The sequence below is a fragment of the Promicromonospora kroppenstedtii DSM 19349 genome, assembly GCF_000515355.1.
In the GTDB taxonomy this organism is placed as follows: domain Bacteria; phylum Actinomycetota; class Actinomycetes; order Actinomycetales; family Cellulomonadaceae; genus Promicromonospora; species Promicromonospora kroppenstedtii.
On the sequence record NZ_KI911744.1, the window covers coordinates 143,766 to 155,328 of the forward strand.

Consider the following 11,563-nt stretch of genomic DNA (forward strand, 5'->3'; position numbering starts at 1 on the left):
TCGACGCCGGCCAGCCGGTCGGCCATGGTCGCGAGCCGCCGCGACCCGGCCGCGACGGCGATGCGCCGGTGACCGAGCGAGAGCAGGTGCTCCGCGATCGCCCGGCCGCCCGCGACGTTCGCCGGGACCACGGCGTCCACGCCGAGCTGCGGGTGCCGGCCGATCACGGCGACCCGCCCGCCGGTTGCCTCGAAAGCCTGCACCTGCGCCTTCAGCTGCGCCTGCACGTCGCGGTCGAGGTGCCCGGACCCGGCCACGACGATGATCCCGACACCGGCCCCGGCCAGCGCCCTCAGCTGCGCCACCTCGGCGTGCGGGTCCCGGCCGGTGTGGCAGATCTGCACCATGCGCCCGTGCGCGCCCGCCACCTCCAGCACCCCGCTGGCGATCTCGGCGAAGTAGGGGTCGCCGATCTCGTGCACCACGAGCCCGACCGCGGGGCTCGCCCCGCTCGCGAGCGAGCGCGCGTGCACGTTGGCGACGTACCCGAGCTCGGCGGCGACGGCGCGGACCCGTTCCGCGAGCGCCTCGGAGACCCCGGCCGCGCCGGACAGGGCCCTGGAGGCGGTCGCGATGGACACGCCGGCATGCTCTGCGACGTCGACCAGGCGGAGCCCGGCGGTGTGCTTGCGCATCGAATCTCCTCGCCACGGTAAAGCGACAGGTAATAAATGGTGCCAGAACCCTTGTCACACGGCGCCCCAGTTCCTAGAGTGCCGTAAGCGGTTACGGAAGCGCTTGCCCACGATGATGTGGACCCACAAGGGAGTGGACCATGAGAGCAACCCGACGCCTGACGGTAACGGCTATCGCCGCGGCCTCGGCACTTTCCCTGTCCGCCTGCCTGGCGAGCCCGGAGCAGGGCGCCGGCGAGGCGGGCGGCCCGGACGACCCGATCGTCATCGGCGTCTCGCTGCCCCTGACGGGCGACTTCGCCGAGCCGGGCAAGGGAGTGCAACGAGGTTATGAAGCCTGGGCCAAGCACGTGAACGAGGCCGGCGGCCTCCTGGACCGACAGGTGGAGCTGGTCATCGTCGACGACCAGTCGAACGCGGACCGCGTGGCCTCGGACTACGAGCGGCTGATCAACCAGGACGGCGTCGACCTGGTCTTCGGGCCGTTCTCGACGCGGCTCGTGGTGCCGGCGGCGCAGGTGGCCCAGGACTACGGGTTCCTGTTCGTGGAGCCGGCGGGCGCCGCCGCCGAGGTGTTCGAGCAGGGCTTCGACAACCTGTTCTACGCGGCGCCGGCCATCGCCGACGACCACTACGACCACCTGGCCGAGTACGTCCTGGCGCTGCCGGAGGACGAGCGGCCGAAGACGGCCGCGGTGGCCTCGATGGACGACCCGTTCGCGCAGGGCACCGCTTACGGCCTGCGGGACAAGCTCGCCGACGCCGGGATCGAGGTGGTGGTCGACGAGGTGTACCCGCCCAACACCACGGACTTCAGCGGCATCGCCGCGAAGATCGCGGACTCGGAGGCGGACCTGCTGATCGTGGGCTCGCAGTACCAGGACGGCGTGAACCTCGTGGTCGCGCTGCAGCAGCAGGACTACCAGCCGCAGATGGCGGCGATCTCCGGGGCGCCGACGAACGCCGAGTTCCCGGAGGCGATCGGCGACAAGACCGAGGGCATCCTGGCCCCCACCGGGTACACGCCGACGGCGCCGTACCCGTCCAACCAGGAGTTCGTGGAGGCCTACACGGCCGAGCACGACGCCCCGCCGGCCGAGGACGAGGCGAACGCATGGACCACGGGCCAGGTCGTCGCGGCCGCCGTCGAGGCCGTGGGCTGCGCCGACCCGAGCCCGGAGTGCCAGGAGCAGCTCGTCGGGTGGCTCAAGGAGAACGAGGTCGAGACCGTCGTCGGCACACTGAGCTGGGACGCGCAGGGGCGGCCGCAGAGCGCGCACCTGATCCAGCAGTACGTGGACGGCGAGATCAAGATCGTGCTGCCCGACGACGTCAAGGAAGCCGACCTCGTGCACCCGAAGCCCACGTGGTGACCCGATGACCGGTGCCCTGTTCGCGCAGAGCCTGGTGCTCGGCATCCTGCTGGGCGGGCTGTACGCCCTCCTCGCCGCCGGGCTGACCCTGTACTTCGGCGTGATGCGCGTGGTGATGATCGCCCACTCGGCGTTCCTGATCCTGGCCGCGTACCTCGCCTGGTACTTCCACGAGCGCACAGGGATCGACCCCCTGCTGTCGCTGGTCGTCACGGTGCCGCTGTTCTTCGTGGTCGGGTACGGGATGCAGCGGTTCCTCGTGTCCCGGCTGCGGCCCATCAGCCTGACGACGATGTCGGTGCTGCTCACCTTCGCCGTCGCGCTCACGATCGAGGGACTGCTCGGGTTCGTGTGGACCGGCACGCAGCGCCGCGTACAGCTCGGCTACTCCGGCATGAGCATCGAGGTGGCGGGCGTCAGCATCGCGGTGGTCAAGCTCATCGCGTTCGGGCTGGCGGCCGTCTCGCTCGGCGCGCTGTACCTGATCCTGCGGCGGACATCGTTCGGCCGGGCGCTGCGCGCCACCACCCAGCACCCGGAGGCGGCGCGGCTGGTCGGCATCGACACCGACCGCGTGGCCGGCCTCGGCTTCGGGCTGGGGCTGGCCACGGCCGCCGTCGGCGGGACGGCGCTCGCGCTGGACTACACGATCTACCCGTCGCTGCACTGGCACTGGATCGGGCCGCTCATGGCGATCATCGTCGTGGGCGGGCTGGGCAGCATCCCCGGGGCCGCGATCGCGGCCCTGCTGCTGGGCGTGGCGGCGAGCCTGCTGCAGGTGCCGCTCGGCACCACGTGGGCGCAGACCGTGTTCTACCTGGCCCTGTTCGTGACCCTCATGATCCGCCCGCAGGGATTCTTCGGAGGTCGCCTTGCCCAACGCTTCTAGCGCCACCAGACCCTCCGGGCCGTCGCCGGCCCGCGTGCTCCGGATCGGCGGCCTGCTCGCCCTCGCGGCCGTGGTGCTGCTGTTCCCGTCCCTGGCCCCCGACCCCTTCATCCTGTCCGTCGGCGTGGTGATCCTCAGCTACGCCGTGCTCGCGACGTCCTGGAACCTGGTGGGTGGGTTCACCGGCTACATCTCGCTGGGGCACGCCGCCTACTCGGGTCTCGGCGGGTACGCCACGGCGCTGCTCATCCTCCGGTCCGGGCTGAACCCGTGGCTCGCGCTCCTGGTCGGTGCCCTGATCGTGGCGCTGATCGCGATCCCGGTCGGCATCGCGTCCCTGCGGGTGCGCGGCGCCTCGTTCGTGATCGTGTCCATCGCACTGGTGCTCATCCTGCAGCTCACGTTCCAGAGCTGGCACACGTTCACCGGCGGCTCGGGAGGGCTGCGCGTGCCGCGGCCGTTCGGCCCGGACGTGCTGCGGCCCGAGCAGCACGAGCGGTTCTTCTACCTGCACGCCGTGCTCCTGACGCTGGCGCTGCTGACCTGGTGGCTCATCGAGCGCTCCCGGCTGGGCGCCGGGCTCAAGGCCATCCGCGAGGACGAGGACAAGGCGCAGGCCCTCGGCGTGCCCACGTTCGCCTACAAGCTGACCGCGCTCGTGACCAGCGCGTTCTTCACCGCGCTGGGCGGCGGACTGTACGCGCTGTGGTTCGGCTACCTCGACCCGATCTTCCAGTTCTCGATCCTGGTCGGCACCTACATGGTGCTGATGTCGCTGCTCGGCGGGGTGCGCAGCCTGTTCGGCCCGCTGCTCGGCGCCGTCGTCGTCGGCTACGCGGTCGAGGTGTTCAAGTCGCAGTACGGCGACACGCAGTTCCACCTGGTCGCCACGGGCATCCTGCTCGGCCTGGTGGTCCTGTTCATGCCCGACGGCGTCATTCCCGCGGTCACCTCGTTCCTGAACCGGCGCCGCCGCGCGGCGTCGATCCGCGAGGTGAGCGCCGAGGAGCTGGCCCGGCAGCGCGCCGACAAGCAGCGCGAGGAGGCGACCAGATGACGACCGGATCCGTGACCACGGAAGGGCTGACCAAGTCGTTCGGCGGCGTCCGCGCCGTCGACGGCGCCTCCGTGGCCTTCCACGACGGCGAGATCAACGCCCTGATCGGGCCCAACGGCTCGGGCAAGACGACGTTCTTCAACTGCGTGACCGGCATGATCAGGCCCGACGCCGGTACCGTCGCCTACGCCGGCCGGGACGTCACGGGGCTCGCCCCGCACCGGATCGCCCGGGCGGGGATCGGCCGCAGCTTCCAGCTCTGCCGGGTCTTCCCGCGGCTCACCGTGCTGGAGAACGTGCTGGTCGCGGTCCAGCCGCACGGTCTGCTCCAGCGGCTGCGCGGCATGCGCAACCCGGACGACGTCGCCCGGGCCCGCGAGCTGCTGGCCCGTGTGGGCATCGACCACCTGGAGCACGCCGAGGCGCGCGACATCTCCTACGGCCAGCAGAAGCTGCTGGAGCTGGCCGGGGTGCTCATGGGCGACCCGCACACGATCATGCTCGACGAGCCGGCCGGCGGCGTGAACCCCGCGCTCGTGGACCGCATCGCCGACCTGGTGCGCGAGCTCAACGCCGAGGGCCGCACCTTCATCATCGTGGAGCACAACATGGAGCTGGTCATGGGCCTGAGCGACCACGTGGTGGTGTTCGACCGGGGCCGCCCGATCGCCCAGGGCACCCCTGCCGTCGTCCAGGACGACCCGCAGGTCCTGGAGGCCTACCTTGGCGTCTGAACCGGAACCCCTCCTGCGGCTGACCGACGTGCAGGCCGGCTACGGTCGCGCCGCCCTCGTGCTGCGCGGGCTGTCCGTCACGGTCGCCCCCGGCAGCGTGGTCTGTCTCGTCGGGCCGAACGGCGCCGGCAAGTCCACGGTGCTGAAGGTGGCCAGCGGCCTGCTCAAGCCACGCGGCGGGCAGGTGGTGGTCGACGGCGTGGACGTCACCGGTCGCACGCCGCAGCAGCTCCTGGCCGCCGGGCTGTCGCACGTGCCGCAGGGGCACAGCGTGTTCCCGGAGATGACGGTGGCCGAGAACGTGCTGCTCGGCGCGTACACGGTGCGCGACCGCACGGAGATCGAGGCCCGCACGGACTTCGTGACCGGGCTGTTCCCGCTGGTCGGTGAGCGGTGGTCCGCCCTGGCGGGCGCGCTGTCGGGCGGGCAGCAGAAGCAGGTCGAGTTCGCCCGCTCGCTCATGGTGCGGCCCAAGGTGGTGCTGCTCGACGAGCCGTCCATGGGGCTCGACCCCAAGGCGACGGCGGTCGTGTTCGAGCAGGTGCAGCGCATGCGCGACGCCGGCACCGCGGTGCTGCTCGTGGAGCAGAACGCGCGGCGGGCGCTGGAGTCGGCCGACGTCGGCTGCGTGCTCGACCTGGGCCGTGTGCACATCACCGGCCCCGCCCCCGACCTCCTCGCGGACCCGCGCCTGGCCCAGCTCTACCTGGGCGGCCGCCCGAAGGAGGTCAGGTAACCCAACCCCTTCGTTGAGTGCTGGGTATTTGTGGGTTCGCGGGGCGCGGACCCAACAAATACCCCGCACTCAACGAGGCAGGACTGACTGTTGGCTGTTCAAAGGAGAACTGTCATGTCACTCAGAACCATGCTCGGGACGTCGCTCGGCGGTGCCGGGCAGGTGGTGCTCGGCCTGGCGATCCTGGCCGCGCTGCTCGCGGGCCTGCACCTCACGCCGGCGACGTCGGGCGCACCCGCCCAGGCAGGCGGGCCGGCGTCCGCGGGCCGCGCGGACCCCTACCGGGACAAGGCGGCCGACTACGGAGTCTGCCGCGGCACGGACCCGGCCTGCTACAACGACTGGGACCTGCCGCGCACGACCGACGGGCGCGTGCGGGTGCTGGTGTTCACCGCGACCGGCGTCTCGCGGCACGCCCACCTGGGGCCGCTGCTGCCCGCCGGGATGAACCCGCCGCTCACCTCGGCGCACGTGGCGCAGAACGCCGTCGTCCGCTGGGGGCAGGAGTACGGGTTCGAGGTGGACTGGACCGAGGACGTGCGCCAGCTCGACTCCCCCGCCAGGCTCGCGCCGTACGACGCCGTGGTGTTCCTCAGCAACTCGCGCACCATGCTCGACGACGCCGCGCAGACCACGCTGCTCCAGTACGTCCGCTCGGGTGGCGGGTTCGTGGCGGTGCACAACACGCTCGGCGCGATGTACCACTGGCCGTGGTTCCAGGGGCTGCTGGGCGGCGCCAACTTCTACGACCACGGGCCGCACCGCGACGGGCAGGTGCTCACCGTGGACCGCCGCGACGCCTCCACGAAGGACCTGCCGCGCCGGTGGGACTTCCGCGACGAGTGGTACAACCTCGAGCCGTTCCCCACGGGCGTGCGGTTCCTCGCCGAGGTGGACACGGGAACGATCGGCTCCGGCACCGGGTTCAACGGGCACCCCGGGCACGAGGGCGAGCACCCGGTGTCCTGGTGCCAGTACTACGACGGCGGCCGCGCGTGGGTCACCTCGCTCGGCCACGACCCGGCCGCGTGGACCGACGACTCGACGCTGCCGGGCGCCGGCTCGTTCAAGACCCACGTGGTGGGCGGCATCCTCGGCGCGGCCGGCGAGCGGCCGTTCTGCCGGTAGGGGTCTCGACGGGCTCGACCTGCGGGCAGGGCTCGACCCGCAACCGCACTCCGCAATGACGACGACGACATTCAGGAGGCACCATGCGCACCAGACAGAGATGGCGGTCGGCGGTAGCGGCGGTGGCGATCACCGCCACCGCGCTGGCCGGACTGACCACGGCGACGCTGGCCGCGGCCGCCCCGGTGGGCGACCCGATCGCGGACCCGGCCCCGGAGGAGAAGCAGTCGACGATCGGCCTGGTCCTCGAGGAGTACGCGCAGTTCCCCAAGACGGAACCGATCCCGGCGCCCGTCGACCGGCGGCTGATGCGGCACGCGCGCATCAACGGCATCGGGGAGCTGCCGGACGGGTCGGGCCGGATGTACGTCCCGGACCTGAACGGGCCGCTGTACCTCGTGGAGGACGGCGAGCCGCGGGTCTACCTGGACGTGGCGGCGCGGTTCGCCCCGGAGTTCTTCTCGGGGCGGGGCATGGGCAGCGGGTTCGGGTTCGCGGCGTTCCACCCGGACTTCGAGCACAACGGGACGTTCTACACGGTGCACAGCGAGCGCCCCGGCAACGCCGGGCCGCCGTCCGACCCCACGACCTACCCTGCGCAGACGCCCACGTTCCTGCACGCGGTGGTGACCGAGTGGGTGGCGGACGACCCGGCGGCCGACGTGTTCGCGGGGACGAGCCGGGAGGTGATGCGCCTGGGCTTCGCGGGGCAGGTGCACGCGATCCAGCAGATCGACTTCAACCCCACCGCCGAACCCGGGGACGAGGACTACGGCCTGCTGTACCTCGCGGTGGGCGACGGCGGCATCGGCGTCGGCACGGGCGTGCCGCAGGAGCGGGGCACGCCCGCTGGCAAGATCCTGCGCATCGACCCGGCGGGCACGAACGGGCCCGGCGGCACGTACGGCATCCCGGCCTCGAACCCGTTCGTGGACACCCCGGGCACGCTCGGCGAGATCTACGCGATCGGCATGCGGGACCCGCACCGGTTCAGCTGGGACACGAAGACGGGCCGCATGTTCCTGGGGCACATCGGCGAGCACGCCATCGAGGCCGTCTACGACGTGCGCGCCGGGGACAACTTCGGCTGGGGCGACCGGGAGGGCCGATACGTCTTCGACGCGGCCGACCGGTGCAACCTGTACCCGCTGCCGGAGGACGACGCCTCCTACGGGTTCACGTATCCCGTGGTGGCGTACGACCACGACCCGCCGCCCGGCTGGTCGTGCACGGCGGACAGCGGGTACGCGATCAGCGGCGGGTTCGTCTACCGCGGCCCAGACCTGCCGGCCCTGAACGGCAAGTACCTGTTCACCGACCTGGTCGAGGGGCGGGTGTTCTACGCCAAGGAGTCGCAGATGCGGCGCGGGCGGCCAGAGGCGCAGATGTACGAGCTCGCGCTCTACGACACCGACGGCACCCGCAAGCGCATGCCCGACTTCACGGGCGACGAGCGGGCCGACCTGCGGATGGGCCGGGACGCGTCGGGCGACCTGTACCTGGTGGCCAAGGCCAACGGCAAGATCTGGAAGATCGTGGACACGGTGCACGCACCGGTGCCGCAGGACGTGCCGCGCTCGCTGGAGAGGAACTCCGTGAGCTTCTACGACTTCGAGCACCCGTTCCAGCAGAACGGGGCCGTGGAGATCGACCGCGGCCTGTCGCGCACCTACCTCGACCTGATCAACGGCGGGGAGGACATGCGGGTGGCCGACGGCGCCTATCCGGGCAGCAACAACTCGATCCAGCTCGGCCAGGTCGACCCCCTGACGGCGGGCAACGACGACTGGAAGGCGGGCGTGTTCAACGCGAACGGGGTGCCCACCCTGTCAGCCTTCAACGGGGTGGACGGCGTGACGGTCATGGGCTGGGTCAAGATGACCGGCCAGAACCCGAGCCCCGACACCACCACCGCGAACCCGGACGACCACTACAACGCCGTGGGCCTGGCGGGCCTGCTCAGCGGAGACTCCGACGGGCACGGCGTGCGCGCCCTGCTGGAGATCATCCAGGTGGACGGCGAGCTGCGGCTGGTCGCGCTGGGCCGGCGGATCGACGGCGGGGCGTCGCAGACCTTCGCCGCGAGCGAGGACTGGCGCACCCTGCTGCCGCAGGACGAGTGGGTGCACCTGGCCGCGACCTTCGACTACACGACGGGCAAGATGGCGCTGTACCGCAACGGCGAGCGGGTGCCGGGCTTCTACGTGACGGACGGCGACCCGTGGCAGGTGGACGGCACCGGCACGTCGGCCACGACGCCGCGGGGCATCAAGATCGGCGGCAGCTTTCCGCAGGACACCGCCGAGCGGAACCCCTGCAACTGCCGCATGGACACGATCCAGCTCCTGGACCGCGCGATCACACCCCGCGAGGTGGCGCAGCAGTACCGCCTCATGACCCGCTGACCGCTCCCCCGTCTCGCTGAGTGCTGGGTATTTGCGGGTTCCCGCTCCGGGAACCCGCAAATACCCAGCACTCAGCGCAGCGTGGGGCGGGGGTGGATAGCATGTGCGGCATGGCTGCCGAGAAAGCGCTTACCGCCCCGATCCGCATCGACAGCTCGCGGCCCGCACGGTCGATCCTGCGGCTGCTCGCCCGGCGGCCCGGCCGGATGACCGTGGCCGTCGCGGCGTTCACCGTCAAGGAGATCCCGATGTGGTTCCTGCCGGTGGTCACGGCGGCCGTCATCGACATCGTGGCCACCGGCGGCGAGGTGCGCGACGTGCTGGTCTGGTTCGCCGTGGCCGCCGTCCTGCTGCTGCAGAACTTCCCCAACCACTTGGTCTACACGCGCAGCTTCATGACGGTGGTGCGCGACACCGGCGCCGGCCTGCGCAACGCGCTCGCCGCCCGCCTGCAGAGCCTGTCGATCGGGTACCACTCGCGCGCCAGCTCGTCCGTGGTGCAGTCCAAGGTGGTGCGCGACGTCGAGAACATCGAGACGATGCTCCAGCAGGTCACCCATCCCCTGCTCTCCTCGCTCATGGTGCTGGTGGGCGCCGTGACGATGACGGCACTCAAGGTGCCGCAGTTCCTGCCCGTCTACGTGCTGGCCGTGCCGCTCGCGCTCGGGCTGCGCTGGGTCACGGCCCGGCGCTCGCGGGACCGCAACGAGAACTTCCGCCGCGAGGTCGAGGGCTTCGCCTCGCGCGTGGGCGAGATGGCATCGCTCATCCCGATCACCCGCGCCCACGGCCTGGAGCAGACGGCGGTCACCCGCCTGGCCGCGGGGGCCGACGGCGTCCGCCGCGCCGGGCTGCACCTGGACATGCTCAACGGGCGTGTCGCGTCGCTGTCCTGGGTGACCATGCAGATCCTGGGCGTCGCGTGCCTCGCGCTCGCCGCCGTCTTCTCCCTGACGGGATTCCTGCCGGTCACGGCCGGCGAGGTGGTGCTGCTGTCCAGCTACTTCACGCTGCTCACCCAGGGGCTCACGCAGCTCCTGATGCTCATCCCGGTCACGGCGCGCGGCATGGAGTCGGTCCGGTCCATCGCCGAGGTGCTGGAGGAGCCCGACCTGGAGGAGAACGAGGGCCGCCGCACGGTCGACACCGTGAGCGGCGAGCTCACGCTGGACCACGTGCACCACCGCTACGCCGGTGCCGACGACGACGCCCTGGACGACGTGAACCTGATGATCCCGGCCGGCCAGACCGTGGCGTTCGTGGGCTCGTCCGGGTCGGGCAAGTCGACGCTGCTCAACCTGGTGCTCGGGTTCGTCCGGCCGACGTCGGGCCGCGTGCTGGTGGACGGCGTCGACGCGCAGGAGCTCGACCTGCGCACGGTGCGCCGGCACGTCTCGGTGGTGCCGCAGGAGTCGGTGCTCTTCGAGGGCACCATCCGGGACAACGTCACCTACGGCCTCCCGGACGCGTCCGACGACGTGGTCCGCGCGGCGCTGCGGGACGCCAACGCGCTGGAGTTCGTGGAGGCGCAGCCGCAGGGCTGGGACACCGTGGTCGGCGAGCGCGGGGCGCGGTTGTCCGGCGGGCAGCGGCAGCGCATCGCGATCGCCCGCGCCCTGGTGCGCGACCCGCGCATCCTGCTGCTCGACGAGGCGACGAGCGCGCTCGACACCGAGTCGGAGACCCTGGTCAAGGAGGCGCTGGGCCGCCTGATGCGCGGCCGGACGACGCTGGTCGTGGCGCACCGCCTCTCGACGATCCGGCAGGCGGACCGCATCGTCGTCCTGGAGCACGGCCGGATCGTGGAGCAGGGCACGCACGACCACCTGGTCTCCCACGGCGGCCGCTACGCCACCCTGCACGAGACCCAGGCCGGCTGACGGCGGCAGTTTGCCCCGCAGACTCGGCACTTTGTCCCGCAGACTCGGCAGTTGGCATCGAGATCGGCCCAGGGCTGAGCCGATCTCGATGCCAACTGCCGACCGCTGAGCGGGACTGCCGATCAGGCCGCCGCGTCCCCCAGCGAGCCCGGGCCGCGCACCAGCGCGACCTCGTCCGGCTTCAGCTCGCGACCGTCCTGCGTCAAGAACGCCAGGCGCACCGGATCCGCCGTCGCCTCCTCGACGTAGACCACCGACGGACCGAACCCTGAGGGCCGGTACTCGTCGCCCCACTCGACGAACGCCGCCAGCACGGTCTTGAGCTGGCCCCCGGCCTCGGTGAGCACGTACTCGTCACGCTGCCGCTGACCCGCGTCGCGGTACGGCCGGCGCTCCAGCACACCGCCCTCGACCAGCGTCTCGAGCCGCGCGGTGAGCACGTCGGGGGCGATGCCCAGGCGCGCGCGGAAGTCGGCGAACCGCGTGACGCCGAAGAAGGCCTCGCGGACCACCAGGAGCGTCCACTTCTCCCCCAGGATCTCCAGGCTCCGGGCCACGGAGCAGCGGGCGTTGCGTTCGCGGGGCGTTGTGCTCATGCCCACATCCTACCTAGGTTGTCGATTCCAATCCAGGTGCTAAGTTGTGAATCCCAACTCAGATGGGAGATCCTCCGATGACATTCACCTGGGCGGCCCGCGGCAGCCGCTGGGCGGCGGCCGCCGCCGT

General features: G+C 71.5%; 10 protein-coding genes. 8 read left to right on the forward strand and 2 right to left on the reverse strand.

The features are described from left to right. A partial coding sequence (locus PROKR_RS24905; protein ID WP_157602656.1) for a LacI family DNA-binding transcriptional regulator occupies positions 1-635 on the reverse strand: 635 nt, incomplete at its 3' end. 140 nt (positions 636-775) lie between these two features. On the opposite strand from PROKR_RS24905, the gene PROKR_RS24910 reads away from it, so the two are divergent. From PROKR_RS24910 to PROKR_RS24945, 8 genes are all read left to right on the forward strand, one after another. Further along, positions 776-2,008 carry an amino acid ABC transporter substrate-binding protein gene (locus tag PROKR_RS24910; protein ID WP_051433332.1) on the forward strand — a complete coding sequence of 411 codons (1,233 nt, stop codon included), beginning with the start codon at positions 776-778 and terminating at the stop codon, positions 2,006-2,008. A gap of 4 nt (positions 2,009-2,012) precedes the next feature. Continuing rightward, positions 2,013-2,897, forward strand: a complete 885-nt coding sequence (locus PROKR_RS24915) for a branched-chain amino acid ABC transporter permease (RefSeq protein ID WP_036968985.1) — start codon at positions 2,013-2,015, stop codon at positions 2,895-2,897. Continuing rightward, on the forward strand, positions 2,881-3,954 hold the full coding sequence (locus tag PROKR_RS24920; protein WP_245605959.1) for a branched-chain amino acid ABC transporter permease: 1,074 nt from the start codon (positions 2,881-2,883) through the stop codon (positions 3,952-3,954). Before PROKR_RS24915 ends, PROKR_RS24920 begins: the two co-directional genes overlap by 17 nt. Further along, positions 3,951-4,688, forward strand: coding sequence for an ABC transporter ATP-binding protein (locus tag PROKR_RS24925; RefSeq protein ID WP_036968989.1), 738 nt, complete (start codon positions 3,951-3,953; stop codon positions 4,686-4,688). The genes PROKR_RS24920 and PROKR_RS24925 overlap by 4 nt, the downstream gene beginning before the upstream one ends. After that, on the forward strand, positions 4,678-5,424 hold the full coding sequence (locus tag PROKR_RS24930) for an ABC transporter ATP-binding protein (RefSeq protein WP_036968991.1): 747 nt from the start codon (positions 4,678-4,680) through the stop codon (positions 5,422-5,424). Before PROKR_RS24925 ends, PROKR_RS24930 begins: the two co-directional genes overlap by 11 nt. A 114-nt stretch (positions 5,425-5,538) precedes the next feature. Beyond that, positions 5,539-6,552: a ThuA domain-containing protein gene (locus PROKR_RS24935; RefSeq protein ID WP_036968993.1), complete on the forward strand. Its 1,014-nt coding sequence runs from the start codon at positions 5,539-5,541 to the stop codon at positions 6,550-6,552. 83 nt (positions 6,553-6,635) lie between these two features. Continuing rightward, the gene (locus tag PROKR_RS24940; RefSeq protein WP_036968995.1) at positions 6,636-8,957 is read left to right on the forward strand and encodes a PQQ-dependent sugar dehydrogenase; all 2,322 of its coding nucleotides are present in this window, start codon (positions 6,636-6,638) and stop codon (positions 8,955-8,957) included. A gap of 110 nt (positions 8,958-9,067) precedes the next feature. Continuing rightward, the gene (locus PROKR_RS24945) at positions 9,068-10,837 is read left to right on the forward strand and encodes an ABC transporter ATP-binding protein (protein ID WP_051433333.1); all 1,770 of its coding nucleotides are present in this window, start codon (positions 9,068-9,070) and stop codon (positions 10,835-10,837) included. 122 nt (positions 10,838-10,959) lie between these two features. On the opposite strand, the gene PROKR_RS24950 is transcribed toward PROKR_RS24945, so the two are convergent. Next, positions 10,960-11,433 carry a winged helix-turn-helix transcriptional regulator gene (locus tag PROKR_RS24950; protein WP_036968997.1) on the reverse strand — a complete coding sequence of 158 codons (474 nt, stop codon included), beginning with the start codon at positions 11,431-11,433 and terminating at the stop codon, positions 10,960-10,962. Between the last annotated feature and the right edge of the window lie 130 nt (positions 11,434-11,563).

Excerpts from the sequence above, each read along its gene's own strand:
- PROKR_RS24910 (WP_051433332.1), top strand. The coding sequence starts at position 776 with ATGAGAGCAACCCGACGCCTGACGGTAACGGCTATCGCCGCGGCCTCG.
- PROKR_RS24915 (WP_036968985.1), top strand. The coding sequence starts at position 2,013 with ATGACCGGTGCCCTGTTCGCGCAGAGCCTGGTGCTCGGCATCCTGCTG.
- PROKR_RS24925 (WP_036968989.1), top strand. The coding sequence starts at position 3,951 with ATGACGACCGGATCCGTGACCACGGAAGGGCTGACCAAGTCGTTCGGC.
- PROKR_RS24935 (WP_036968993.1), top strand. The coding sequence starts at position 5,539 with ATGTCACTCAGAACCATGCTCGGGACGTCGCTCGGCGGTGCCGGGCAG.
- PROKR_RS24940 (WP_036968995.1), top strand. The coding sequence starts at position 6,636 with ATGCGCACCAGACAGAGATGGCGGTCGGCGGTAGCGGCGGTGGCGATC.
- PROKR_RS24945 (WP_051433333.1), top strand. The coding sequence starts at position 9,068 with ATGGCTGCCGAGAAAGCGCTTACCGCCCCGATCCGCATCGACAGCTCG.
- PROKR_RS24950 (WP_036968997.1), bottom strand. The coding sequence starts at position 11,433 with ATGAGCACAACGCCCCGCGAACGCAACGCCCGCTGCTCCGTGGCCCGG.